The organism is Sulfurospirillum deleyianum DSM 6946, from assembly GCF_000024885.1.
GTDB lineage: Bacteria > Campylobacterota > Campylobacteria > Campylobacterales > Sulfurospirillaceae > Sulfurospirillum > Sulfurospirillum deleyianum.
Map to the genome: position 1 here is coordinate 1,437,456 of NC_013512.1, position 25,687 is coordinate 1,463,142.

General features: G+C 38.5%; 23 protein-coding genes. 10 read left to right on the top strand and 13 right to left on the bottom strand.

Annotated features, from left to right (window positions below; genetic code table 11):
* Positions 1–162: 162 nt before the first annotated feature.
* Positions 163–1,347 (top strand): NnrS family protein, encoded by a 1,185-nt coding sequence (locus SDEL_RS07185; RefSeq protein WP_012857190.1) that lies wholly within the window; start codon positions 163–165, stop codon positions 1,345–1,347.
* A 16-nt stretch (positions 1,348–1,363) separates the two neighbouring features.
* Here SDEL_RS07185 and SDEL_RS07190 read toward each other — a convergent pair whose 3' ends face one another.
* The 4 genes from SDEL_RS07190 to SDEL_RS07205 all read right to left on the bottom strand — a co-directional run bounded on the left by SDEL_RS07190 (position 1,364) and on the right by SDEL_RS07205 (position 5,361).
* Complete coding sequence (locus tag SDEL_RS07190) at positions 1,364–2,650, bottom strand: DNA recombination protein RmuC (protein WP_012857191.1); 1,287 nt, start codon at positions 2,648–2,650, stop codon at positions 1,364–1,366.
* A 35-nt stretch (positions 2,651–2,685) separates the two neighbouring features.
* Complete coding sequence (locus tag SDEL_RS07195) at positions 2,686–2,970, bottom strand: hypothetical protein (RefSeq protein ID WP_012857192.1); 285 nt, start codon at positions 2,968–2,970, stop codon at positions 2,686–2,688.
* Between the two features lie 2 nt (positions 2,971–2,972).
* On the bottom strand, positions 2,973–3,887 hold the full coding sequence (gene rsmH, locus SDEL_RS07200) for a 16S rRNA (cytosine(1402)-N(4))-methyltransferase RsmH (RefSeq protein ID WP_012857193.1): 915 nt from the start codon (positions 3,885–3,887) through the stop codon (positions 2,973–2,975).
* Between the two features lie 169 nt (positions 3,888–4,056).
* On the bottom strand, positions 4,057–5,361 hold the full coding sequence (locus SDEL_RS07205) for an adenosylmethionine--8-amino-7-oxononanoate transaminase (RefSeq protein WP_012857194.1): 1,305 nt from the start codon (positions 5,359–5,361) through the stop codon (positions 4,057–4,059).
* A gap of 104 nt (positions 5,362–5,465) precedes the next feature.
* On the opposite strand from SDEL_RS07205, the gene SDEL_RS07210 reads away from it, so the two are divergent.
* From SDEL_RS07210 to ftsZ, 3 genes are read left to right on the top strand one after another with little or no spacing between them, the layout of a single operon-like run.
* Positions 5,466–6,926, top strand: a complete 1,461-nt coding sequence (locus tag SDEL_RS07210; protein WP_012857195.1) for a peptidylprolyl isomerase — start codon at positions 5,466–5,468, stop codon at positions 6,924–6,926.
* A complete protein-coding gene (ftsA, locus tag SDEL_RS07215) occupies positions 6,927–8,300 on the top strand; it encodes a cell division protein FtsA (RefSeq protein WP_012857196.1) in 1,374 nt (457 codons plus the stop codon).
* Positions 8,301–8,314: 14 nt separating this feature from the next.
* Positions 8,315–9,430: a cell division protein FtsZ gene (gene ftsZ, locus SDEL_RS07220; protein WP_012857197.1), complete on the top strand. Its 1,116-nt coding sequence runs from the start codon at positions 8,315–8,317 to the stop codon at positions 9,428–9,430.
* Positions 9,431–9,489: 59 nt separating this feature from the next.
* Here ftsZ and SDEL_RS07225 read toward each other — a convergent pair whose 3' ends face one another.
* From SDEL_RS07225 to SDEL_RS07235, 3 genes are read right to left on the bottom strand one after another with little or no spacing between them, the layout of a single operon-like run.
* The gene (locus SDEL_RS07225) at positions 9,490–9,963 is read right to left on the bottom strand and encodes a DUF4149 domain-containing protein (RefSeq protein WP_012857198.1); all 474 of its coding nucleotides are present in this window, start codon (positions 9,961–9,963) and stop codon (positions 9,490–9,492) included.
* Positions 9,960–10,781 (bottom strand): peptide chain release factor N(5)-glutamine methyltransferase, encoded by an 822-nt coding sequence (prmC, locus tag SDEL_RS07230; RefSeq protein WP_012857199.1) that lies wholly within the window; start codon positions 10,779–10,781, stop codon positions 9,960–9,962. Before prmC ends, SDEL_RS07225 begins: the two co-directional genes overlap by 4 nt.
* The gene (locus SDEL_RS07235) at positions 10,778–11,992 is read right to left on the bottom strand and encodes a M48 family metallopeptidase (RefSeq protein ID WP_012857200.1); all 1,215 of its coding nucleotides are present in this window, start codon (positions 11,990–11,992) and stop codon (positions 10,778–10,780) included. The genes prmC and SDEL_RS07235 overlap by 4 nt, the downstream gene beginning before the upstream one ends.
* Positions 11,993–12,187: 195 nt before the next feature.
* On the opposite strand from SDEL_RS07235, the gene SDEL_RS07240 reads away from it, so the two are divergent.
* Positions 12,188–13,798: a methyl-accepting chemotaxis protein gene (locus SDEL_RS07240; RefSeq protein WP_041666341.1), complete on the top strand. Its 1,611-nt coding sequence runs from the start codon at positions 12,188–12,190 to the stop codon at positions 13,796–13,798.
* A gap of 99 nt (positions 13,799–13,897) precedes the next feature.
* The gene (locus SDEL_RS07245) at positions 13,898–15,847 is read left to right on the top strand and encodes an ABC-F family ATP-binding cassette domain-containing protein (protein ID WP_012857202.1); all 1,950 of its coding nucleotides are present in this window, start codon (positions 13,898–13,900) and stop codon (positions 15,845–15,847) included.
* Between the two features lie 12 nt (positions 15,848–15,859).
* On the opposite strand, the gene SDEL_RS07250 is transcribed toward SDEL_RS07245, so the two are convergent.
* The 5 genes from SDEL_RS07250 to purH all read right to left on the bottom strand — a co-directional run bounded on the left by SDEL_RS07250 (position 15,860) and on the right by purH (position 21,158).
* On the bottom strand, positions 15,860–17,452 hold the full coding sequence (locus SDEL_RS07250; protein WP_012857203.1) for a methyl-accepting chemotaxis protein: 1,593 nt from the start codon (positions 17,450–17,452) through the stop codon (positions 15,860–15,862).
* 134 nt (positions 17,453–17,586) lie between these two features.
* Positions 17,587–17,886, bottom strand: coding sequence for a metal-sulfur cluster assembly factor (locus SDEL_RS07255; protein WP_012857204.1), 300 nt, complete (start codon positions 17,884–17,886; stop codon positions 17,587–17,589).
* Positions 17,883–19,154, bottom strand: a complete 1,272-nt coding sequence (locus SDEL_RS07260) for a hypothetical protein (protein WP_012857205.1) — start codon at positions 19,152–19,154, stop codon at positions 17,883–17,885. Before SDEL_RS07260 ends, SDEL_RS07255 begins: the two co-directional genes overlap by 4 nt.
* 4 nt (positions 19,155–19,158) lie before the next feature.
* Entirely contained in the window at positions 19,159–19,491 is a 333-nt protein-coding gene (locus SDEL_RS07265; RefSeq protein WP_012857206.1) for a hypothetical protein, read from the bottom strand.
* A gap of 134 nt (positions 19,492–19,625) precedes the next feature.
* Positions 19,626–21,158, bottom strand: a complete 1,533-nt coding sequence (gene purH, locus SDEL_RS07270) for a bifunctional phosphoribosylaminoimidazolecarboxamide formyltransferase/IMP cyclohydrolase (protein WP_012857207.1) — start codon at positions 21,156–21,158, stop codon at positions 19,626–19,628.
* Positions 21,159–21,270: 112 nt separating this feature from the next.
* Between purH and SDEL_RS07275 the strand changes: the two genes are divergently transcribed.
* Together SDEL_RS07275 and SDEL_RS07280 are read left to right on the top strand one after the other, a co-directional pair.
* Entirely contained in the window at positions 21,271–21,702 is a 432-nt protein-coding gene (locus SDEL_RS07275) for a disulfide oxidoreductase (RefSeq protein ID WP_012857208.1), read from the top strand.
* Complete coding sequence (locus tag SDEL_RS07280) at positions 21,702–22,328, top strand: DsbA family protein (protein WP_012857209.1); 627 nt, start codon at positions 21,702–21,704, stop codon at positions 22,326–22,328. The genes SDEL_RS07275 and SDEL_RS07280 overlap by 1 nt, the downstream gene beginning before the upstream one ends.
* A 9-nt stretch (positions 22,329–22,337) precedes the next feature.
* Here the strand turns inward: SDEL_RS07280 and SDEL_RS07285 are convergent, their stop codons facing one another.
* Positions 22,338–22,823 (bottom strand): acyl-CoA thioesterase, encoded by a 486-nt coding sequence (locus SDEL_RS07285; protein WP_012857210.1) that lies wholly within the window; start codon positions 22,821–22,823, stop codon positions 22,338–22,340.
* A gap of 170 nt (positions 22,824–22,993) precedes the next feature.
* On the opposite strand from SDEL_RS07285, the gene SDEL_RS11705 reads away from it, so the two are divergent.
* Together SDEL_RS11705 and SDEL_RS07295 are read left to right on the top strand one after the other, a co-directional pair.
* Positions 22,994–24,997: an ATP-binding protein gene (locus SDEL_RS11705; protein ID WP_049767071.1), complete on the top strand. Its 2,004-nt coding sequence runs from the start codon at positions 22,994–22,996 to the stop codon at positions 24,995–24,997.
* Positions 24,997–25,683 (top strand): response regulator transcription factor, encoded by a 687-nt coding sequence (locus SDEL_RS07295; protein WP_012857212.1) that lies wholly within the window; start codon positions 24,997–24,999, stop codon positions 25,681–25,683. Before SDEL_RS11705 ends, SDEL_RS07295 begins: the two co-directional genes overlap by 1 nt.
* Positions 25,684–25,687: the final 4 nt, after the last annotated feature.

The window sequence follows — 25,687 nt, forward strand, 5'->3', positions numbered from 1 at the left end:
TGAGTTTTCCTCTTACATGTAAAGATTTTGACTCATTCTAGCGCTATTTATAGTACACCATTAAAAATATTTCAAAATGGTATCAATCCCTAGACTTAAGTCAAGGTTTTTTGACCAAAAAATAAGATACGATACCTTTTCATAATGCGCTAAGGGCTTACAATGATTTTTACAACACATATTTCGTCAACAACACCCTTCCAGAACCTAAAAGCACACCCCCATCGCATCTTCTTTTTTGCGGGGATTGTTCAAAGTATTCTCTTTATTGCTCTTTTAGGGCTTAACTATGGAGGGCTGTTACATGTAGAAATAGCACTAAAGCTTTACCATGCGTACACACTCATTTTTATCGTCTTTACACAGTTCTTTGCAGGGTTTTTACTGACAACATTTCCACGCTATCTCTCCATGCCTCCAGTTTCTCAAAAAGAGTATTTGCCTATCGTTTGGCTTATCAATGGTAGTGCTTTTCTCTTTCTAGGACTATCCTTTGTCTCAGAAATCGCTCTACTAGCGCCTATTGGTATCATTCTTATAGGCTATCTTAAACTCTTTTTGTTACTGCTTGATATGCAAACCAAAAGTCGTGTGACTCATAAAAAAGATACGACATGGATGTTGGTTGGTTTTGCTTCTGGCGTTGCAGGACAACTGTTGTTTATGATGGATATTTTTTTGCCTTTGTATGCGGCTGCTTTAGGGGTAAGTTTTTATCTTTATACCTTTTTTATTGTTATGAGTGTTTCACAAAAAATGATGCCTTTTTTTGCTTCAAATGCTGTTTTAGGCTATACCATTCACAAAAGCCCTCATTTTTTGAGTGTCTTATTTTTAGGACTGCTCAGCAAAGTTTTTCTTGAAACCTTAGAGTTCAATGCGTTTGTTGCAGATGCGTTTTTATTTGGAGTAATTACGTACGAGCTTATAAAATGGGACTTGCCATTTTCAAAAGCTCCTGCGATTTTATGGGTTTTATTTCTCTCGATTTGGTGGGTGCCTGTGGGATTTGGGCTGTTTGTCATTCAAGACTTTAGTGCTCTTTTAGGAGCGCCCATTTACGTAGAAAAATCTCCTCTACACACACTGGCTCTTGGCTATTTTACAACCGTTCTCATAGGCTTTGGGACACGAGTCATTTTAGGACATTCAGGGCGTATCCCCAAAGCGGATACCTATGCGATTTTCCTTTTCGGGCTGATTCAAGTCATGACGCTTCTTAGAATTATGGCGGGACTCTTCCCTGCGTATGGTTATTTTCACGCCATTTTAAGTGTTGCGGGATTATGGTTGATTATTTTTGGATTGTGGGCAAAACGGTATATTGCTATTTTATTCGAGAAATAACCTTTACATGTAACGCTTATTTCTCTTCAATCAGCTCCATATCGGTTGAAAAATCTTGATACTCTATCTTCGCATCTTTAAGATTTTTGGTTGCTTTTGCACCCAAACGCTTTAAGTTCTCCACACGTCCTAAGATATTGCCAGAACCTTCACTGAGCTGTTTGTGTGCACTCTCATAGCTATTATTGAGGGTTTGAAGCTGTGTTCCCACTTTTTTAAAACTCTCCGCAAAGCCGACCATTTTGTCGTACATCTTCCCTGCTTCTTCAAAAAGCTTTGAAGCTAGAGTGCTGGATTGTTCGCTTTGCCAGTAGAGATAAATCGTACGAAGTGAAACGGTCAGCGTTGAAGGATTGACGATGGCGATGTGTTTACGCAAGGCATATTCGTAGAGTTTTGGGTCTTCATGAATTGCCACAGAAAAGGCTCCCTCAATGGGCACAAACATAAAAACGTATTGAAGCGTTCCTTGTTTATAATGCGCATAGTCTTTGCTATCAAGCGTGTCAATGTGTTCACGAAACGCCAAAGAGAGTGCTTTAGAAGCGATGCTTTTCTCTTCATCACTTTGCGCTCGAATCAGCTCATCGTAACTGTTCAATGAGACTTTTGAGTCGATAATAATGGTGCGCTCTTGAGGGAGCTTAATCACCACATCGGGGCGTTTGGTGCGCCCTTCTTCATCTTTGTAACTCTCTTGTGTCTCGTAATGCACCCCTTTGATAAGTCCTGAGTACTCCAAAACACTCTCCAATATCATCTCACCCCAACTGCCTTGCGCTTGTTTTTTGCCTTTTAAGGCTTTGGTGAGGTTTTCCGCTTCTTTGGAGATATTCATCCCAGCCCTTGCGACCAGTTCTATCTCTTTGGAGAGTTCTGCAAATTTTTTGATGCTCGATTCTTGGGAGGTTTCTACACTTTTTTTAAAGGTATCGAGATTTTCTTTAAACGGTTTTAGAAGCGTTTCAAGCGATTTTGTGGAGGCAGTATCGAGTTTTTGGAGTTTGTGTTCTAGGTGCGTTTCCATAATAGCATTGAGCTTTAACTCTAGCTTTTTACCTTGCTCATCCAAATCAACTTTAAGTCTGGCATTGCCCTCTTTTTGTGCTTCTATCTCAGCGTTTAGTTTGGCGTTATGCATGTTTAAACGTAAATTTTCCGCACTCAACTGTTCAAATTTTACGTACATGTCACGCAAAGCCTGTTCTTTTCCATCTAACAACGCTTTCATCCAAAAGCCAAAAGCCACCATCATTCCTAGAAATAGGACTAAAACAGCTATGATTACCATCTCTTGTGGCATGCTCACTCCTCAAAATTCTTTACATGTAAAACGTATTATTCGATATAAATGGTGTCTAAAATTTGGTTTTTAAAGCGCATATTTTCCAAATTTTGCTTTAAAATGCGGTTCTCTTCTTTGAGAATGGAGTATTCACCATAAAGCTTATTGATATCACGGCTCATATAATAAATTTGATTTTTAATGTAAATTTTTGGCAATATCACTAAAAATCCGACGCCCATGACCAAATAGATTAACAATAAAAAACGAAAATCAAGATTTTTTTCAATTTTTTGTTCCGCATCGTACTGCTCTAAAAGCTCATTTTTATCGTCCATTTTTACCCTTCTATCTTAAACACACGAAGCCTTGCACTTCTACTTCGTGGATTTTTTTTAAGCTCTAAAGGTGAAGCTTCTATGGGCTTTTTACTGATAATTTTTCCTAACGCATGGTTATTACCACACATGCAACGCATGACGTGTGGCGGGCAGATACAGTTTTGACTCCAAAATTTAAAGGTCTGTTTCACAATACGATCTTCTAAGGAATGAAACGAAATAATCCCTACGATACACTGCGTAAAACCAGCGTTTTGAATGCTCTCTAAGAGCTGTGTTAACACACCCAATTCGTTATTGACCTCGATACGAATCGCTTGAAAAAGAAGTGTTGCGGGGTGAATACTCTTTTTACCTGGTATTTTTTGAGCAAGAAAAGAGAGCTCTTTAGCACTTTGTATAGGCGCTTTGAGGCGTGCCTCACACATCAGTTGCGCCATCTTTTGATACGCATGAATTTCGCCATATTCCCTAAAAATAAACTCAAGTTGTTCTTTTGTGTAGTGATTAACCACTTCATAAGCGCTCAGTGATTGATGGGGATTCATCCGCATATCAAGCACCTCTGAATCAAAAGCAAATCCACGCTCTTTTTTATCGAGTTGCAAAGAAGAAACCCCAATATCCGCTAAGATACCACGAATCGGTAAATGTGCGTACTGAGCAATAACAGAGGCAAAATTTCCATGATGAAACATAACACGCTCACCAAAACGCTCCAAACGCTTTTTGCTAAACGCTAATGCCTCTTCATCTTGATCGCACCCAATTAGCCGTATATGTGGATTTTGTTCTAAAAGTGCTTCACTATGCCCGCCATATCCAAGCGTACAATCAATAATAACGCCATCAGAGATATTAGAAAAAGCCGCTTTAACCTCTTCTAAAAGTACGGGAATATGGGGAATGTTCACGCAAAATCCTTCGTTAAAATGTCTATTTTATTAGAGTTCTTACAGAACTCTTGACACACCTTTAAAGCAAAGCTCTAAAGGCTACGTTAACACTGGGTTTTCCTAGACGGAATGCCCACGCACCTTTGGTGCTTTTTCTTCTTACAAAATGAGTTTTGCAAGAAGTTTATTATAAATCATTAACACTTACAATCGCCTCATACGCCACATCCATCATCCGCTCAATCTCTTTACATGTAATAACATAAGGGGGCATAAAATAGACAATATTTCCCAAAGGTCTAAGGATGACTCCCTTTTTCATGGCATACTCAAAGATTTTGAGATTGACCCGAAAATCAATGGGGTATTCTTTAAGTTCAACCGCTGCTATCATGCCTGTTTGACGAATAGTTTGTACGTTAGGAAGTGCTTTAAAACGCTCTAATTGCTCAGCAATAAACGCTATTTTTTCCTCATTTTTTTCTAAAATAGACTCTTGCTCAAAAATATCTAACGTTGCATTGGCCGCACTGCACGCTAAAGGATTTCCTGTATAGCTATGGGAGTGCAAAAAAGCCTTAAATTCTACATAATCACCATAAAAAGCCTCATAAACCTTTTGCGTGGTTAAGACTACTGAGAGAGGAAGATAACCTCCCGTTAGCCCTTTAGAGAGTGTCATAAAATCAGGACTAACACCTGCATACTCACACGCAAACATTTTCCCTGTTCTCCCAAAGCCAACAGCGATTTCATCGGCAATGAGGTGAATGTCATAGCTATCACACAGTTTGCGAGCAAGTGTGATGTAGAGTGGATGATACATATGCATTCCCCCCGCACACTGCACCAAGGGTTCAATAATAAACGCAGCAACTTTTCCTTCATACGCCTGAAACACTTTTTCAAGCCCCAGCGCTGCCTCACGAGCGGCCTCTTCACTTTGATCTTTTGGAACGGGGGCTTGTAGGGTTTGGAGTAAAATATCTTCAAAAATCTCTTTATAGAGTTTGACATCGCCTATGGCTAAAGCGCCTATGGTCTCGCCATGATAGCTATTAGAGAGGGAGACAAAAAAAGGACGTTTTTCGCCTCTATTTTTATGGTATTGAAAGCTCATTTTAAGTGCCACTTCAATCGCACTAGAGCCATTATCCGCATAAAAACACTTTTGCAATCCTTTTGGAGCAAGCGCACACAAACGTTGTGAAAGTTGAATGATAGGTTCATGCGTAAAACCTGCAAATATCACATGTTCAAGCGTATCAATCTGCTCTTTTACTTTTTGATTGATATAGGGATGACAATGCCCAAAAAGATTAACCCACCATGAACTAACACCATCAATATAAGCGTTATCTTCAAAATCATACAGATAAACGCCTTCTCCTTTTTTGATGGGAACAAGAGGAAGCGTCTCGTGGTCTTTCATTTGGGTGCATGGATGCCAAATATATTTCAAATCTTCTTCAATTAAACAATCTTTTTTCATACGTGAATAAACCTTTTTTGTTAGGAAATGAGAGCGAATTTATCGTTATTTAATAACTATACGGCTAGAATTATAACAAAATACAAAGTTAACAAAGGGTAAGAATGATTACGTGGATGCAACGTCACAAAAAATACCTAGTGGTCACCATCTGGATTAGTACAATAGCGTTTGTCGGTGCTGGTTTTGTTGGATGGGGGGCTTATGATTTAAATCAAGACAGAGCAGCATCCGTTGCAAAAGTAGGAAATAGAACAATCTCCGTTCAAGAATTTCAATCCGCTTACGCAAGTCACTACAATTTTTACAACAACCTTCTTCAAGGACAACTCACCCAAGAACAAGCAGAACAAATGGGTTTAGATAAAATTGTGATGAGTAGCTTAATCAATCAAACACTTCTGCTAAACTACGCAGATGAATTAGGGTTATTGGTGAGTAAAGAAGAGACAATGGAACGTCTTAAAAACAATCCAAACTTCCAAGAAAATGGTGTTTTCAACAAAGAACTCTACTATACTATTTTGAAATCAAACCGCATTAAACCCAATGATTATGAGCATGAACTTGCCAAAGAAATCTTACATACCAAACTAGAAAATATTTTCAAACTTCCCGCTTCTGATAAAGAGATTGAGATGTTTGCTTCAGCCTTTTTTATGGAAGATCGTCTTGCGATTGAGACTATTAGCCTAAATGCCAATGAAGTCAGCGCAGACGAAGAGGCAATCAAAGCCTATTGGGAAAAAAATAAAGCAAACTACTTAACGCAAAAAAGTTATACCCTTGAACTGCTTAACTTGCCTCCTTCAAAAACCCCTTTTGATGACAAGACATTGGAAGCCTTTTATGCTGAAGAAAAACACAATTACCAACATGCCGATGGAAAATTGATGCTTTTTGAAGAGGCGAAAGAGAAACTTGCCATTGATTTACGTCTTAAAAACGATAAAAAAAGTGCATTGGAGAGTTTTTTAGCCTTTAAAAAAGGCGAAATAAATGCCACTGAAACAAAAGTTGTGTATGATACAGACAGCCTCTTCCCAATGGATAAAATCCAAATTGCAGCCAAAGATGAAGTCTTAAAACCTGTCATTATCAATAACCAATATGTTGTTATCCGTGTTAAAGAGATCAAATTTCCTGAACCGATGTCTTACGAAATGGCAAAAAAAGAGGCTTCAAATGACCTCTTAAAAACACTTAAAGAAGAAGCTTTAGAGAAAAAAGCACACGCAAAAGTAGAACAATTTAAAGGTAACGATATTGGTTTTGTTAGCAGAGATTCTGTCAAATCAATCGCTGGACTCAATGAAGCGAAAAGCGCAGAGTTTTTAAGTCACGTTTTTGATAACACAGCCAAAAAAGGTTATAAAATTATTGATGACAAAGCCATTGTTTACGAGATTTTGGAACAAAAGTTGCTTAACTCTGATAAAATCAAACAACATGTTAGTTTGATTAGTGATAATGTTTCACAAATGAAACAAAAAGAGTTAAACCAAAATCTTATTAAGAAACTCGCTGCGACTTATAAAGTCGAGCAATATTACAAAGGAAAATAGTTGAGCACTACAATTTTAGGTATTGACATTGGTTCAACCAAGATTTGCGCTATTATTGCTCAAAAAAACGATGATGGTGACATTAAAATCTTAGGGGCAGGTATTTCGAAGTCTCAAGGTCTTAAAAAAGGTATTATCACTAATATTGACCTCGCTTCAAAATCGATTCGCAGTGCGCTTAATGATGCCAAAAGAGTTGCTGGAACACAATACGAAAAAGTGATTGTTTCTATTTCGGGTGCTTACACGAAAAGTGTTGATAGTAGCGGTATTGTCAATATTCCTAATCGTGATATTGGCATTAAAGAAATTAATCGCGCGATGCAAATGGCAGACCACAATGCCAATATTCCTAATGAATATGAAAAACTCCATGTACTTCCATACAACTTTAAAGTCGATGACCAAGAGTTTATCGAAGACCCATTAGGAATGAATGGAGCACGTCTTGAAGTTCAAGTACATATTATCACTGTACAAAAATCATCGCTGAGCAATCTTAAAAAAGCAGTCAAATCAGCAGGTGTTGAAATTGATAACATTGTTTTAGGCTGTTATGCCTCAGCTATTTCCGTATTAAATCATGATGAAAGAGAACTCGGTGTTGCCGTTATTGATATGGGTGGTGCAACGTGTGATATTATGATTCATGCGGGTAACTCGATGCGTTTTAATGACTATTTAGGTGTAGGCTCACTCAATATTACCAATGACCTTTCAACAGCCTTACACACACCCCTTAGCGCAGCAGAAGAGATAAAAATCAATTATGGCTCCCTAAAGGGAAATTCTAATGAACTTATCGAACTTCCTGTTATTGGTGATGATGGTTCAACCCATGAAGTCTCGCTCAACATTGTTTCTAATGTCATTTATGTACGTGTTGAAGAGACCCTTATGATTTTAGCAAAAGCACTTGAAGACAGTGGTTTTAAAGAACAAATTGGTGCGGGTGTTGTTTTAACAGGTGGTATGACAAAATTAGAAGGGATTCGAGAATTGGCTTCTGCTATTTTTGATAATATGCCTATTCGTATTGCCAAACCTAAAGATGTTGATGGACTCTTTGAGACACTCAGAGATCCAAGTTATGCAACAGCGATTGGTCTCATTTTATACGGTGGGGGGTATTTTACGCCCTATGAGATTGATTCTAATAAAAAGTTACGCTATAAAAATGAGACAATAGAACCAAATCGTCATCATCATCAAGAAACCTTGTTTGATGATGATCTACCAGAAGAAAATGAAACACCAACAGCACTTCCTGTGGAGAACGCAAAGGAAAAACTCAAAGATCTTGCGAATATCCAAGAAGAACATAGTGAAGGGTTTGGCTCTAAACTATGGAATAGATTAACACAATTATTTTAAGAGGGGTAAGAGGGATGAATGGATTTAGCATAGAAGAAACAAAATGTGTTTATGGGGCTAAAATTAAAGTTATCGGTGTTGGTGGTGGCGGTGGTAATATGATTAACCACATGGTACGAGAAGGTGTTAATGGCATTGAACTCATTGCTGCAAACACGGACGCACAAGCCCTTGAGCACTGTTTAGCAAAAACAAAAATCCAATTAGGTCGCAAAGGATTGGGTGCGGGTATGCGCCCAGATGTGGGTCGTGAATCCGCATTAGAGAGTTATGAAGAGATTAAAAGTTCCCTCGAAAAAGCAGATATCGTCTTTATCGCTTCAGGTTTTGGTGGTGGTACAGGCACAGGTGCAGCACCTGTCGTTGCACAAGCAGCGAAAGAAGTGGGGGCATTAACGGTTGCGGTTGTTACACGTCCATTTTTATTTGAAGGTAAAAAAAGAGCTAAACTTGCAGACATTGGTATCAATGAGCTTCGCAAAGAGAGTGATTCTATTGTAATCATCCCCAATGATAAATTGCTCTCGATTGTGGATGCAAAATTTGGTATTAAAGATAGCTTTAAAATCGTTGATGACGTCTTAAGCCGTGCGGTTGGCGGTATGAGTTTAGTCGTGCTTTCCTCTGGACAAAGTGACATTAACGTTGACTTTGCAGACGTTCAAACGGTTATGAGTCATCGTGGTATGGCACTCATGGGTATTGGTGAGAGTACTGGTGAAGATGCGGCGATGGAAGCGATTAAAAGTGCTATTGAGTCACCATTGCTTGATAATATGTCTATCAATGGAGCCTTAGGCGTACTCGTTCATTTCCACATCCCTCCAACCTACCCTATTACTGAAATTAGTAATGCGATGGGGCTTATTATGGATTGTGCGGATGAAGATGCGGATGTTATTTTTGGTACAACAACCGATGATCATATGGCAGAGAACAGTGTCAAAGTTACGATTGTAGCAACAGGTTTTGAAAATAAAGCAGAAGTTAAAGAGCTTAAAATGCTCAATAGCAATCAAGAAGCAATTAAAAAAGAGCGTATTTTACGTATGAAAAAAGTAAGTGGTGGCTATGAAGGACAAGATGATTATCTTGACATTCCAACCTTTATCCGCCATCAAATGGACTAACTTTTACCCAACCCTCTTAAAAAAAAATAAGAAGCTTTGCGCTTCTTATCTCCCCTTTTTTAGCGCTTTGCTAATAACCATCCTCGCCTTACAAAAAGTCCTAACTGTGCAATCATTAAGATTTTAATCACCAACTCACTTTGTTTATGCATCTTATAAAAAATTTCTGTGGCTGTCTGCTCAGCACCCATATGTTGTGCATGAACAATAAACGGAGTGTAATAAAAAAGAAAAAGTCCCGTAGCAATCGTTACCACTAAAGAGCTCAAGAGAGAAAAAAGATCAAAATTCTTGCGCATCATCATCACTTGTACTTCATAAATCATGCTATACAGTGCGACAAAACCTATTAAAATATTCATCTTTAAAAAAACCTGCGTCATTAAAATTCCACTTTGAAAATGGCTTAAAACACCTTCCCCTAAATAGTCTTGGGGAAAGAAAATAACAGGAGCAACCAAAGCACCCGCCGCAATTTCTACACCAATTGCAATTCCCAATAACCCCAAATAGAGCAACGTCAAACCTTTCATCTCTTCTCCTTTATCCAAAATCCACGATCTAGCCCTGCTAAATCTTGATAAAAATCTACCACCAAATCTTTTTGCTTGGCATAATCCATGATGGCATAACGCTGATCGTACCCCATTTCACAGGCAAGCACTTTAACCTTCCGCTCACAAAAAAGATCCATAATATGACACAACATCTCATCACCCCTTACTCCTCCAAAAAGTGCTAGGGATGGCTCATAGGAAAGATTTTCCTCTAAAGCTTCATGATTTGCAATATAAGGAGGATTAGAGACTATCATATCAATAGGCTCAGATACACCATCCAAATAACTCCCCTGCACAAATGCGATTCTCTTTGAAACGCCATGTTTCACAGCATTTTTCTGACTTACATGTAACGCCTCGTTTGAAATATCAACCGCTGTGATTTTAACATCAGGAAGCATCAAAGCCAACATAATACTAATAATCCCACTGCCACATCCAATCTCAACAATATGTGCCTCTTTGGGCAGAGTTTTGGCAAGTTCAACTGCTTTATCCACCAAAATTTCCGTCTCAGGTCTAGGAATGAGCACACGTGCATCGACCTCAAATTCTCTGTCATAAAAAGAGGCTCTTCCTAAAATATACTCTAAAGGCTCATACCGTGCACGTCTTTTAAGCGCACTGTGCCACCACTCATTTGGCATCATCTCATCATCACTGTGCGCAACCAGCCAACTCATCTCTTTTTGAAGCATTTCGCCTAAGAGTAACATGGCCTCTTTTTGAGGGATAGGAGTTACTTCTTTTAAACATTCAGCCCCCATCTGCAAAATCTCTTTAATTTTCACGCATCTCCCTTTAATAGAGGCATTCCCAATTTTTCAAGACGCTGTAACAATGGAGGATGCGTAAAATAAAGCACAATACTCAAAGGATGCGCATAAGGAAAACTTCGGTTTTCATCGGCAAGTTTGACCAGTGCGGAACACAATGCCTCCTTACTCTCACACTCACTTCCATACGCATCCGCCCTATACTCATTGTAGCGACTCACGAGTCCAAAAAGTGGCATAAAGATAAACGAAACCAATGGGGAGAGTAATAAAAAAAGTATCATGACACTTCCCGCTTCTTTTTTTACATGTAAAGCATCAAAAAGAGTTTGAGGAAGATTGCCAAAGAGTGCAAACATCACAAGCAACATCACCGCACTTGAGGCGATATTTTTAAGAATATCTTTGTGCTTAAAATGTCCTAACTCATGTCCTAAGACTGCTAGAAGTTCTTGTTTTTCAAGTTTAGCTATCAATGTATCGAACAACACCACCCGTTTGGAACTTCCTAAACCTCCAAAATAGGCATTAAGCCGATTGTCACGCTTACTTGCATCCAAACTAAATACCCCACTGCTCTTAAGCCCCGCACGTTTCAGTAGCGCTTCAATAGAACTTTTTAAACTCTCATCTTCCAAAGGGGTGAGTTTATTAAACATCGGGACAATAAAAATAGGATAAATCATATTGATACATAAAATAACCCCCAAAGAGAACAAAAAGCCATACACCCACCAGTAGGTAAAGTACGCCATAATCGCACTCATCGCCCAAAAGAATGCCCCGCCAAAAACCAAAAACATTCCAGCAGCTTTGATTTGGTCAAACAAAAAGGTACGACCATCAATCGTTGAAAAACCAAACGCTTTATCTAACCCAAACGTTTGGTATATCTCAAAAGGGAGCATCAAGAGATAATTCATCGCTATAAAAAGCATGACAACCACAACTGAATGCAACAAAGCATTCTCTAAAACCACAAGCTCATTCACAAAAGCAATACCAAAGCCAACCCAGCCCATAAAAAGCAAGGTTTCATACACAATACTTGCAAGTGCAAATTTTTGTGTTGCTATCTTATACTCTGCTGCTTTTTCATAATTTTGTGCAGAGAGAATAACAGGTGGCAATGCTTTAGCCTTTTTCACATGCCCTATTTCCAACAAAGCAACATAAAGTCTAATGCCACTGTAACACATATACAGCGCAATCACTATCCATACCATCGTTTACAATCCTTCTTTATCTCAATAAGGTGAAATCATAGCAACTTTTTTTCAATATTTGATAAATCATGTAACACATATACAACACTCAAACGTTACAATGCGCCTAGAAAAATAGTTTACATGTAAAAGGGTTTAGTCTTTTATTAGGATTATGAGATTAAAATGCTATCTTCAATCAAAAAAGGGGTTTTTATGAATCTTTCTAAACAGCTGTATATGATGCTCTTCATTATGACGTTGGGTATCTTTGGTGTCTTTTTTATAGGCTTTAGTAAAATGAATACGGTTTATGAGGAGACAAACTATGCCAATATTAACTCTTTACCTAGTATTGACCTACTCAATGAAGTGATGCAAAACGGTGCTAGTTTACGCTTCGATATATGGGAACACATCTCTGCTGAAGATATGCAAAGTATGAAAAAAGAAGAAGAGGCGATTCAAAAAGTCAAACAAGAGATCGACAAAGGGCTCAGTAGCTACGAAACTATGCTCTCTAACGATGAAGATAAAACACTCCTTGCAAAAGATAGAGAAACTCTTGCAAAAGCTTATACTATCTTAGAAAACGTAATGAAACTCTCCTTAGACAATAAAAAACAAGAAGCTACAAAAATGCTTAATGCCAACCGCCCCTCTTTATTAGCCTTTACCCAAACTTTGGATAAGCATATGATCTTTAACCAAGAACTTGCCCAGCAAAAAGCAAAAGAGGCAGCTTCTGCAAAAGATAATGCCAATACGATGATGATTCTCCTCTCCCTTGCAGTTTTTATTGCCTGTATGGTGGTGGGGTATATGATTCGTAAAAATATCCTAGAGGGCGTTCATCTTATTCGAGATAGCATCACCCATTTTGTTGAGAAAAAAGAGTTGAAATTCCGCATTGTTTATAACAGAACCAATGAAATTAAAGAAATTGTTGAGAGTTTTAACCATTTGGTTGAAGCCCTAGAGCATACCATCGTCGATGCCAAACACTCTTCCAATGAAAATGCTTCGGTTTCCCATGAACTCAGTACCACAAGTATGCAAATTGGACGTAATGCAGAGCAAAGCTCTACCATCGTTTCCAATACCATTTCAGAGATTGCAACCATTAAAACCTTTGTACAAGAGACCAGCAAACTCTCTGAAGAGATGAAAATAGAAATTTCAACAGCACAAATACGTTTAGAAGACGCTAAGCATGAAGTCATTGCCCTTCGCAACGAAGTCGAATCTGCGAGTGATGAACAAAGCGCCTTAGCACAAAAGCTAGAGCAAATGAGCCACGATGCTGAACAGGTCAAACAAATCCTCACCGTCATCTCCGATATCGCAGACCAAACGAACCTTTTAGCACTCAATGCCGCCATTGAAGCCGCACGTGCGGGTGAACATGGACGTGGCTTTGCCGTTGTTGCGGATGAAGTGCGAAAGTTAGCAGAACGTACCCAATCCTCTTTAACCGAGATTAACGCAACGATTAATATCATCGTCCAATCCATCATTGACTCTTCAGAGCAGATGAACAAAAATGCTAAAAATATCCAAAGACTCTCCACCGTTTCAAGTGGGGTTGAAAAGACCATCGTAGGGACAACTGAAGTCATGCAAGCCAGTGTTCAAAGTGTCACCACCAGTGCCACCAACTCACAAAAAATAGCTCAAGATACTGACAAAATCGTAAATATGGTCACTAATATCAATGCAATTACCAGTGAAAACGCTAGAAGTGTTGAAGAGATAGCTTCCGCAGCAGACCACCTCTCTAAATTGGCTGAAAATCTCAACCTCAAACTCAACCAATTCCGCTCTTAAATCCTTTGCTTTTAGGGAATGTGATAGACATTCCCTCCTCTTTTCGTGCACTAAGACATCATGGTATAATACGCCCAAAAAATGAAATGAGGCACCGCTTTGGCACTGTTAGATTTAATTGGAATACACAAAGCATACGAAACCCAGAAAATTTTAACCAATGTTGATTTTTCACTCCACGAAGGAGAGCGTGTAGCGATTATTGGAAAAAATGGTGGCGGAAAATCGACCCTCATGAAAATCGTTTATGGCATTTTAGAAGCCGATGAGGGACGAAGGATTTTGCAAAAAAATATTAAAGTCGGTATGTTAGACCAAACACCCCGTTTTAAAGAGGGTATGAATGTCAAAGAGGCGATAGAAGAGGAATTAAAAGAGCTTAAAAACGCCAAACTTCGCTACGATGAAATTTTAACACTGCTTGAATCAAACTTTCATAATGACGCCCTTTTACACGAACAAAGCCACCTTGCCACGTTTTTAGATATGCACGACGCATGGAGTTTGGATGAAAAAATTGAAAAAGTCTTACAAGAGTTTGATCTCAAACAGTTTGAAAACAGCGATGTCAATCTACTCAGCGGAGGAGAACAACGCCGTGTGACCCTAGCTGGGCTTATCTTGCAAAAGCCCGATATTTTATTGTTGGATGAGCCAACCAACCATTTGGATGTTTACATGGTTGAGTTTTTAGAAGAGATGATTTTAAAGGGAAAATTTACCCTGCTCTTTATCTCGCATGATCGTTATTTTATCGACCATTTGGCGACTCGAACGATTGAAATTGATGAGGGAAGTTTGCGTAGCTTTGAGGGAGGCTATGAAAATTATCTTACATGTAAAGAGCTTTTAATTCTCTCCCTTCAAAAACAGCATGAAAATCTTCTCAAATACCTCAAAGGCGAAGAAGAGTGGTTGCGTCGTGGCGTCAAAGCACGGCTTAAACGTAATGAAGGTCGAAAACAGCGTGTATTTGAACTGCGTGAAAATGCGAAAAAAAATCCCTCTTTGGTGAAAAAACTTAAACTAGAACTGGAGAGAGAAAAGCATAATTTTAACGGTGAGAAAATCCTAAACAAACAAAAAATGCTCTTTGAAATGTACAATATCCAGAAGAAACTTGGCGATAAACTTCTCATTCGTGATTTTACAACCCGTATTTTACAAAAAGACCGTATTGCGATTGTGGGGAAAAATGGAGCGGGAAAATCAACACTCTTAAAAATTCTCCTTGGGGATTTAAGTGTGGATAGCGGTGTTTTCAATAAAGGTGATTTCAAAATTGGCTATTTTGACCAACAACGCTCTATGCTGGATGAAAACAAAGACCTCATTGAAACTTTTTGTCCTAATGGCGGTGATAGAGTTGATGTTAAGGGCAAAAATATGCACGTTTTTGGTTACCTCAAAAATTTCCTTTTTCCAAAAGAAGATTTAAATAAAAAAGTGGGTGTACTAAGCGGTGGTGAGAAAAATCGTGTCGCTTTAGCCCTCCTTTTTGCGCAAGAAGTGGATTGTCTTATTTTGGATGAGCCGACCAATGATTTGGATATTCCAACGATTAACATTTTAGAAGAGTACATTCAAAGTTTTAATGGAGCGGTCATTTTTGTCAGTCACGACCGCTATTTTGTCGATAAAATAGCCCAAAAGCTCTATGTTTTTAAAGGTGAAGGGGTTGTCGAAGAGAGTTATCAAGGCTACAGCGAATATTTGGAAATTGAAAAAGAGATTAAAGAGCTGGAGATGATGGAAACATCTGAATACACACCAAAAGAAGAGCCAAAAACACAAAAAACCAAAGAGACACCACCCACTAAACTGAGCTACAAAGAGCAACGTCTGCTTGAAACACTCCCCTTGCAGATTCAAACCTTAGAAGATGAAATCAAAGAGATTAAAGCCTGCCTTTCCAATCCAGCGTGTTACCAAAATATTGGACTCACACAGCTCTCAAAAACACTCGAAGAAAAAGAGGCTTCTTTAGAGCCTCTGATTGAAGAATTACTGCTGATTGAAGAAAAAGTAGAAATGATGCAAAAGGCTTAACTGCCCTTTGCATTACACTTTAAAGCTTGAGAGCGTCTCTTCGAGTTGAAGAGAAGTTTGCAACATTTTTTGAGAAATTTCAGAGAACTCTGAAGCAATCGCTTTATTGCTGTGTGATAAAGCAAGTGTTTTTTGCATCTGTTCCATCATTTGTGTTGTCATTTGAACACTCTCAACAACTTTTGCCGAGGCTTCTTTTGCGTCATCCATAGATTCTAACGTACGCTTTTTCGTCTCAAGCGTTTCAGCTTCGACTTTGATAGCATGACTTGAAATCAAATGAATATTTTCAGCGTTATTTTCCATATGTGAACTCAACTGTGTCACGCCTTGTACGATCACACTAATCGTAACGTCAATTTCCGCTAATGATTTTTGTGTACGCTCAGCTAACTTTCGTACTTCATCAGCTACCACCGAAAAGCCTCGTCCATGTTCCCCAGCCCGTGCGGCTTCAATAGCGGCATTTAACGCTAATAGGTTGGTCTGATCGGCGATCTCTTTAATCATCGCAAGAACAGACTTAATTTGATTGGTTTGAGTCACCACACTTTGAACCTGTTGTGCCATCGTCTGTTCATGCTCACTGGCAAGATTGATTTTTTGAACGACCTCATTGAGTGAAAGGCTCATGGTTTCTAACACATTAAAAGAGGCACTGTTATCTTCTACCGCATGAAGGGCTAAGCGTTTTGATTCTTCCAAGTGTCCTTCAATTTTCTGCATCAAGCCAAAGGAGCGTTCGATTTGGAGAGCTTGTTCTCCTACACTCTTTGAAAAACTTTCAGCATTTTGATTGAGCGTTTCACCCGTATGTTCGACATGATGCGAAATACCCTGAGAGGTGAGAATAATGGAGTGAATTTTTTCAATAAAAAGATTGATAAAACGAGCGATATCTCCCATTTCATCTTTGCTTTGAATATTAAGCCTTGCTCTTAAATCACCATTTCCACCGCTTAAATCCCTCACCCTCTCTCGTAAAAGTATCAATGGATTTCCCACAACACGTCTAAGAACAAGCATGATTAAAACCGATGTTATTAAAAGTGACAGCACGAAAATAGTGAGCAATTTCCAACTAATTTGCGAAATATAATCATCAATCGCATCAAATGAAAAGGTCATATCCATCACACCTAAAACATCGCCCTCTTTTGAGGTTGGATGACAAGAGAGACAATCTTTTTCTGCAATAAGTGGTTTTAAAAGCCGTAAACGATGCCCCTGTGCATCATCAAGTTCGATATTGCGAGGGTGGGGATTTTTGAAGATAGAAACAACAGCTTCATCATTGGAAGGTTTTGCTTCTATGCCAAACGTCTCAATGACCGCTAAAGACTGATGAATTTTCAGCTCTTTAATGCCTTTCATCTGCCCAGCCTCGTGCAAAGACTTCTCAATCAATGCTCTATCGCCTAGATTCATCGTAGCTCGCACCGTTTGAAAAACAGATTGACTGAGCAAATCGAGGTTATTTTCACTTTGAAGTTGGGAAGATTTTTTGAACTCCCCAACAATGAAAAATTGTAACACACCAAAACTAATCAACAACAAAGGGATAAGCGTTAAGCCTATTTTGAAACCGATACCTCGTAACATCATACGTATCTTTTTACATGTAAAGCTATTTTCATCAACATAATCACTCCTCTATGCACTACTCTTTTTCTAAATTTGATTTATTATAGTAGTAATAGCTGAGGCAAAAGTTAAATTTTTTTTTAAAAAGACACCTTTTAGCCACACAGTTCCTTTTTTACCTCTTCACTTGCCATGCTTATATTCCATGCAGGTTCCCACACCAATTCTATTTCGCAAGAGTTAACCCCTTCAAGTTTTAAGACCGATTCTCGTGTCCACTGCTGAATCAGTTCATGCAAAGGACATCCTTTAGTGGAGAGGGTCATTGTGACATGAACATTATTTTCCGCATCCACTTTTACCCCATAAATCAGTCCCAAAGAGACAATATCAAACCCAACTTCTGGGTCAATGACGGTTGAAATCGCTCCATACACGTGCTCTTCTGTAATCATTTTAAATTCTCCTTCATTTTAAAATTAAACGCATAAAACGCATTAAAAGCAACCAATATCAACGATACAATCAACGTAACACTTCCCACGAAAAAGAGTGTTGGCATTTGCATCACAACCCCCACTGATTGAATCATCACCGCTAAAAATAAAAGATACGTCTGCGTATCCGCTATTTTTGTATGCACCATTTGATGGAGTAATGGCACTTTTTGCTTTCCCACCAATGGTGAAAATTTCTCATACCAAATCAAAAATGGCAAAATTTTATAAATATGCCCGACAATAAACGAAAGTAAAAAACCAAAAAAGAAAAGCACTCCTGAGAAAATGGCTAAAAACTCATCTCCTTGAACCATGTAAAGCACCAAACTTAGCACACTAAGACTGAGTGCCATCCATGCAAACACGATATTTTTCACCCAATAATCATTCTGCTTACGCACCCTCTGATTTAAGATAATGCCCATTTGAATCACATACAAACCAAGCCCCACCAGTATCAGCAAGGTCGCTAAAAACTTAAAACTCTCCCCTAAGCCAAAAACAAACGTTATCATGCCCAGTACAATGCCTAAAGGATAGATACAAAGGGCTGCTTTAATCCAACTATCTTTAAAACTATGAGAGAGTGAAAACATAGGAATTAAAACCATCGAAACCCCCATAACAATCATCATGACAAAGCCGCCTAAGGTTCCAAGTACATGGGCTTTAATCCACGCATCAATATCAATCGCTAAAATTCCATGCCCAAGCGTCAAGCCAATTAAAAGTCCTAAGCTTACCGAGATAAAGAGAAACAACGTAGCAATCAGTAAAAACCACCCGACTACGCTCATCACTTCCAACCGATAAAAGGTGATAAACACATTGACACAAAAAATCAGCATCGTAAGATAGGTAATTACCGCACCATAAGGAATGAGCAGATGCAGAGCATCAACGTAAAATCCACTCACCATTAATGAAAGACCCAACACGTACATGTAAAACTGCACATACGCAAAATCTTTCGAAAAAATAGGTGCTTCAAGCACCACAGGTAAAAGCTGATACATCGCCCCAAAAATAATCATCATCACAAACCCTAACAAATAGAGATGTGAAAATGCCGCTAACGATGAGGAGACCATGTAGCCTAAAATATCAGACCCCATACCCAAAAGCAAAAGTCCGCTTAAGATAAGAAAAACAATCCCAGCGATAAAAAAATGCGCTACTAAAACAAAAGGCGGTGCCATTTCTGTGGCAAGTGAAACTTTCATTGGCTCACCCCGCACAATGCTTTTGACTTAAATCAGCCTTGTCACTTACACCCTCTTTATAGGAGAAAACCAATTTTTGTTTGCCCCCTTCCAATTCGGTGACATCAATCGTGTAAAAATCACTCACTTTGGCTAAAAGTCCCGCGGGAGAGCGATGGTTAATCATTACGACTTTTTTGCTCGGTGCGTCTAAAAGCTCTAATGCCAACATCGCATTCACCATCGGTTCAGGGGGAATACACATAGAAGTATCAAACTCAATATACTCAATGCCATCATGCGTATAGGTGACAAAAGGAACCGTTGCATCGTTTACATGTAAAGAAATAGGTGTCATTGTTTCATCCTTTGCGTTATTTTGATGAAACTATAGTGCAAGATGGGAGGGATTTCCTTAATCTACATCAAGAAAAAGAGAAAAAATGTCCGAATTGAAGAAGAAGCCCACGAAAGGGGCTTCTAAAGAAGTTTTTAGTGTAAAAAGTGTCTCACACCTGTAAAATAAAGCGCCATGCCATGCTCATTTGCAGCGGCAATCACCTCATCATCCCTAATGCTTCCACCTGGTTCAATAATCGCTTTCACACCCGCAACGGCCGCGGCATCAATGCTATCACGGAAAGGGAAAAACGCTTCACTCGCAAGTGCAGCACCACTGACATCAATGCCCATATCTTCTGCTTTTCTTAGCGCTGCTTTCGCCGCATCCACACGACTGGTCATGCCCATACCAATCGCAACCATGGCGCTATCTTTGACATAGACCACACAGTTTGATTTGGTCAAACTTGCCACTTTATAGGCAATTTCAAGGTCACTCATCTCTTGCTTGGAAGCTTGACGAGTCGTGAGGCACTTCGCTTGTGTGACCTCTTCATCTTGGACGACATCACTCTGCTGAAATACAAAACCACCATCCACATGCTTAAAGTCGTACGCATCTTCACTCAACACCAAATACTTACTCTCTTGCGTAAAGATTTTAATGCGTTTTTTGCTTTCAAAAACCGCCAACGCTTCTTCATCCACGTTCGCCGCAATGATCACTTCCACAAAAATTTCATTGATTTTCTCTGCTAAGGCTTTATCTAACGTTCCATTAATCGCAACCACCCCACCATATGCCGAAACAGGGTCACATTTTAAGGCTTTCACGTAACTATCAAGCAAGTTTTCACCAATCGCAAAACCACATGGATTAGCATGCTTGATAATACACACCGCTGGGGCTCCCCCAAACGAAGCCGCAATCTTCACCGCTCCGTTAATGTCTGTCATATTGTTAAAACTTGCCTCGCCTTTGAGGGTTTTAAAGTTATTCGTAAAGAAATAATCAAACTCGTATAACGCCCCTTTTTGGTGTGGATTTTCACCATAACGGGTATCGAACGCTTTAGTTCCTACGATAAACTGTTTTTCACCAAATCCACCGTTAAAACGCTGATTCATATAATTAGCAATCATGCTATCGTACGCTGCAGTATGCTCGAAGGCTTTAATCATTAAAGAACGTCTAAATTCAAGGGTATTACTTCCAGATTTTAACACATCAATCACGCCATCATAATCCAAAACATCGGTGACAATCAGCACATCGCTAAAGTTTTTTGCCGCACTTCGCACCATCGCAGGACCGCCGATGTCAATATTTTCGATAATTTCATCAAAATCATCCGTCTTTGCAATCGTCTCTTTAAAAGGATAAAGATTGACACACACCACATCAATACCAAGAATTCCATGCTCTTGCGCTGTTTTTACATGTAAAGGTAGATCTCTACGGTGTAAAATCCCCCCGTGAATCATAGGATTAAGGGTTTTAACCCTACCATCAAACATCTCTGGAAATTTTGTCACTTCTGAAATCTCAAGTGCGCTAATGCCCTCTTCTTTTAAGAGTTTATACGTCCCTCCCGTAGAGATAACCTCAAACCCAAGCTCCACCAAATCTCTTGCAAATTCGACAATACCTGTCTTGTCACTGACACTGATTAACGCTCTCACATGATTCCTTTTTATATTACTTTTATTAATAATTCATTGATGTTTTTATTTTACAATATCTTCCTTTTAGGACGGATTAAAAAACGTCCCACACCTTTGTTTGGAGCCAAATATGCCCCCTTCTTCACCCTCAAAATCCATATGGATAACGCTTTTTGCCACATGGCTTGTCGCTATGATAGCAACCCTAGGCAGTCTCTTCTTTAGCGAAGTGATGCTTTTTCCACCGTGTGTCATGTGTTGGTATCAACGCATTTGTATGTATCCTTTAGCGCTTATGCTCTTCATCGCTTTGCTCTTCAATGATAACAAAGTCTTTCTCTATGCGATGCCTTTAGTCGTTGCGGGACTCTTTTTTGCCCTTTACCATAACTTCCTCTCATGGGGCATTATTCCACAGAGTGCGGCTCCTTGCACACAAGGTGTTTCATGCACAAGCGAATACATTAACTGGTTTGGTTTTATCAGCATCCAATTTCTCTCTTTGAGTGCGTTTGTTATGCTTTTTATACTGCTACTTGTTTTAAAACGAAAGGAAAAATAATGAAAAAACAGTGGATTCTCTTAAGTACACTCGCTCTGTTTATTGGGCTTTATATTGCAGGAAGTTATCTTTATACTTCAGCAAATCATACCATCCCCAACGAGCAACAATCTTCACTCTATCGTAGTCATGCCTTCGTGGTTGGAAAAGAAGACGCACCTATTACCATTGTTGAGTTTTTTGACCCAGCATGCGTTACATGTAAAAACTTTTATCCCTTTGTCAAAGAGTTTCTCAAAAAACATCCCAAAGAGCTAAAACTGATGTTACGTTATGCGCCTTTTCATCAAGACTCCTCCATTGTTGTCGCCATGATAGAAGCCTCTCGTCTGCAAAACAGATACCTTGAAACCCTAGAAGTCATCTATCGGTATCAAGACCAATGGGTCAGCCAACACACACCTAACATTGCACGTATCTGGAGTTTCTTACCCGAAGCGGGAGTCGATATCGAAAGACTTAAAGAGGATATGAAAAAACCAGAAATTGAAGCCATCATTGCTCAAGATATGGCAGATGTAAAAACCTTAGGCATCAAAGCAACGCCTGAATTTTTTGTCAATGGCAAACCTCTGGTAAAATTTGGATATAAAGAGTTACAAACGCTTATTGAGTCTGAATTATAGAAAAACCCTCTAACAGGGTTTTTCCTCGTGGCACTCGCAACCGTGAAGACGAATCTCTTTGCGTTTTTTTGCGGCCTTAAACCGCTTAATTTGCGCAGGTGTTTCAGGAACCAACTCAGGTACGGGTGTCGGTTTACCATCTTTGCCAATCGCCACCATCGTAAAAAAACAACTGTTAGTATGCATCGTTGTTCCTTTTTGAATATCCTCAGAAATCACTTTAATCCCCACTTCCATCGACGTTTTGCCCGTATAATTCACACTGGCTAAAAATGTAAGCAGTGAGCCTACCGAAACAGGATGTTTAAAAATCACCTGATCAACGGACATCGTCACAACATAATGCCCACAATAGCGTGAAGCACACGCATAGGCTACTTGATCCAGCAATTTTAAAATATCACCCCCGTGTACATTACCTGCTAAATTGGCTTTATCGGGTGTCATTAAAACTGACATCGTTAGCGTGTGTTTTTCAAACGGAGTGGAAAGCATTTTCTTCCTTTACATGTAAAAAATATCAAACAATTTCCTTCATTGTAGCATATTGAAAACGTACTCTTTCTCTCAATTCTAAGACTTTTCATAAAAATTCTCTTTTTTTTCATAACATTTCAAACAATATGCGATAGAATCATTAGGCGAAAAAATATTAAAAAATGAACATGAAACACTATTTATTCAAAAACATCAAAATGATTCTACTCTTTAGCATAGGTTTCTTTATCCTTATTATTGCTAATTATTGGATGAATCTCTCTATCTTAAAAAGTACCATTTATGATTTGCAAATTCAATCCATGAAAGATGTTTCAAATCATTTAAATGAATGGTTAGAGACCAAAATGAGCTCGCTTTATCTTGCAAGAGATTTTGTGAGTAAGCTTCATCCAGATGAGAACGAAAAGCGTATTCACGAAATTTTAACCAATAGTTCTAAACTTGCTGGTTTTGCGACTCTCTTTATGCAAGATGCTTATTCGCCTACCCTTCTTCCCCTCGAACAAGGTTCTCTCTGCCACGCTCCAAACACTTTTTTTTATCATGAAAAAACCCTGCTTGACAATACACTAACCCTACATTTTAATTCCTGTCATAAAGCAATGAGTCTTGTTATGTGTACGCCCCTTTACATGCGTAACACTCCCACACGAATGTTGTGTGGGACACTTCCTTTAGAATACATTCAAGCAGAAATGGAAAGTATTTCGCTCCCTTATGATGGTAAGGCTTTTTTAATTAACCAAAATAAGCGTATTTTAGTCCACAGTGATACAAACAATTTTTTCAAACTCTTTCCTTGTGAATTAGATAAAAACTCTTGCCACCTTGTAGAAACAAGCAAATGTTTAGAAAAATATATCTTTTCCTACGCTCCTATCAAACTCTTAGATGGCTATCTCATAACCCAACTGGACAAAAAAAAAGTGTATGAAAAAGTGGATATGCAACTTTTCATCAATATCTTCATTTACACCGTAAGCCTACTCTTATTTATACTCTTAAATCTTTTATACAATACCTTAGTCTATAAAAATGTTGAACAATTATCTTCTGCAAAAGCATTGATTCAAAATTTTATTGATCATAATGAAAAAGGGATTTTAATTGCCGATGCAAACCAAAACATCACCTACTACAATCAACGATTTTTAGAACTGCTTAGAGTCTCAAACTTCGAATCAAAAACGAATTATTTATCAACCCAACATCCGCTTTATCAGAACTTACCTCCATGGGTTCAATCGTGTATGGAAAAAATGATACAAGCAACCATCCAAAAACAAAAAACATGGAAAAATGCTTTTTCATTCTCTTACAATAACGAACTCCTCCATTTTTTCTGCATCATGTCTCCCCTTAAAGATGGGGAAGGAACCTACAAAGGAATTATCGTTATTTTAGATGATGTTACCGAAAAGACGAAAGAAAAACAGCAAAAAAAAGAGCAAGAAGATATTCTTTTTCAACAAGCAAAAATGGCCGACCTTGGACAAATGATAGGTGCTATATCGCACCAGTGGAGACAGCCTCTAAATGCTATTTCTATTTTGCTGGGAAATTTATTGCAGTTTAAGAGCATGAAGTGTTTAAGCGATGCTATTTTTGAGGAGAATCTTCAACGAGCTATATCCAATACACACTATCTCTCAACCACCATTGATACCTTTAAGAATTTCTATTTGCCTGAACAAAAAATACAAACTTTTGATTTAAAAATTGCCCTCGACGAGACGCTTTTCATTATAGAACCTCATTTCAAAAACAGTTCTATTTTCATTGATGTCATCACAAAAAAAGAAACCTACCCGTGTCAAACCTATAAAAATGAATTACAACAAATCATCGCAAATCTCTTATTTAATGCCAAAGAAGCTTTACTTGAGAGCACAACCAAAAAAGAGTTCACCATAAAGATAATTCTTGAAGAGACAGAAACAGAGTATCGCATCAAAGTAGAAGATAATGGACCTGGAATTCATACGAGTATGCGAACCTTGTTATTCAAACCTTTCAAATCCACCAAAGGTTCTAAAGGAACAGGGAATGGTCTATACTTATCCCAATTAATCGCCACACAAAAATTAGCAGGAACCCTCTCTTTGCTCTCTTATCAAAATCCAACAACATTTCTACTTTCATTTCCAAAATACCAAGGAGCCATTTAATGCTTGACCTTAGCATACTCAAAAAACTATCTAATCTTAATGTACTGATTGTCGAAGATGATGAAATGACATCTTATGCATTAAAACAATCTTTAATTTTGCATTGTCATCATGTTGATGTCGCCAATAATGGCATGCTAGGATTTGAAATGTTTGAAAAAAATCGCCATGATGTTGTCATTGCAGATATTAATCTTCCTGAAATGAATGGCTTAGAAATGGTTGCCGCTATGCATAGCATTGCACCCCATTTACCTGTGATTATCATGACCTCGTATGATAATTCAGAAAATATCGCTGAGAGTATCCACCAACGAGCTTATAGCTATCTGCGAAAGCCCATCCAAATTAATGACTTACAAACTACCCTTCTCATGGCGACCAAAGACATTTGTATCCATTGCGTTTCTTTACACAACAACTACACATACGATATAGAACATAAACTGTTGAAAAATGTTGGAAAAACGATTACTTTGACAAAATCTGAAAGAGAGTTATTGCATCTTTTAGTACTCAATATCAATCAAACCATTGATTATTTAACGATTGAAAATTATGTATGGAAAGAAAAAAGCATGAGTATTCAATCCTTACGTATGTGCATCAAAAAAATTCGCAATAAGACTTATCCTGAGATTATCGAAAATGTTTCAGGATATGGCTACCGTGTTATTTCTTCTTAATGCT

What these genes read in the sequence shown, in the direction of transcription:
- SDEL_RS07185 (WP_012857190.1), top strand. Translation starts at nt 163, where the DNA reads ATGATTTTTACAACACATATTTCGTCAACAACACCCTTCCAGAACCTA.
- SDEL_RS07190 (WP_012857191.1), bottom strand. Translation starts at nt 2,650, where the DNA reads ATGCCACAAGAGATGGTAATCATAGCTGTTTTAGTCCTATTTCTAGGA.
- SDEL_RS07195 (WP_012857192.1), bottom strand. Translation starts at nt 2,970, where the DNA reads ATGGACGATAAAAATGAGCTTTTAGAGCAGTACGATGCGGAACAAAAA.
- SDEL_RS07205 (WP_012857194.1), bottom strand. Translation starts at nt 5,361, where the DNA reads ATGAAAAAAGATTGTTTAATTGAAGAAGATTTGAAATATATTTGGCAT.
- SDEL_RS07210 (WP_012857195.1), top strand. Translation starts at nt 5,466, where the DNA reads ATGATTACGTGGATGCAACGTCACAAAAAATACCTAGTGGTCACCATC.
- ftsZ (WP_012857197.1), top strand. Translation starts at nt 8,315, where the DNA reads ATGAATGGATTTAGCATAGAAGAAACAAAATGTGTTTATGGGGCTAAA.
- SDEL_RS07225 (WP_012857198.1), bottom strand. Translation starts at nt 9,963, where the DNA reads ATGAAAGGTTTGACGTTGCTCTATTTGGGGTTATTGGGAATTGCAATT.
- SDEL_RS07235 (WP_012857200.1), bottom strand. Translation starts at nt 11,992, where the DNA reads ATGGTATGGATAGTGATTGCGCTGTATATGTGTTACAGTGGCATTAGA.
- SDEL_RS07240 (WP_041666341.1), top strand. Translation starts at nt 12,188, where the DNA reads ATGAATCTTTCTAAACAGCTGTATATGATGCTCTTCATTATGACGTTG.
- SDEL_RS07250 (WP_012857203.1), bottom strand. Translation starts at nt 17,452, where the DNA reads ATGATGTTACGAGGTATCGGTTTCAAAATAGGCTTAACGCTTATCCCT.
- SDEL_RS07255 (WP_012857204.1), bottom strand. Translation starts at nt 17,886, where the DNA reads ATGATTACAGAAGAGCACGTGTATGGAGCGATTTCAACCGTCATTGAC.
- SDEL_RS07260 (WP_012857205.1), bottom strand. Translation starts at nt 19,154, where the DNA reads ATGAAAGTTTCACTTGCCACAGAAATGGCACCGCCTTTTGTTTTAGTA.
- SDEL_RS07265 (WP_012857206.1), bottom strand. Translation starts at nt 19,491, where the DNA reads ATGACACCTATTTCTTTACATGTAAACGATGCAACGGTTCCTTTTGTC.
- SDEL_RS07275 (WP_012857208.1), top strand. Translation starts at nt 21,271, where the DNA reads ATGCCCCCTTCTTCACCCTCAAAATCCATATGGATAACGCTTTTTGCC.
- SDEL_RS07280 (WP_012857209.1), top strand. Translation starts at nt 21,702, where the DNA reads ATGAAAAAACAGTGGATTCTCTTAAGTACACTCGCTCTGTTTATTGGG.
- SDEL_RS07285 (WP_012857210.1), bottom strand. Translation starts at nt 22,823, where the DNA reads ATGCTTTCCACTCCGTTTGAAAAACACACGCTAACGATGTCAGTTTTA.
- SDEL_RS11705 (WP_049767071.1), top strand. Translation starts at nt 22,994, where the DNA reads ATGAAACACTATTTATTCAAAAACATCAAAATGATTCTACTCTTTAGC.
- SDEL_RS07295 (WP_012857212.1), top strand. Translation starts at nt 24,997, where the DNA reads ATGCTTGACCTTAGCATACTCAAAAAACTATCTAATCTTAATGTACTG.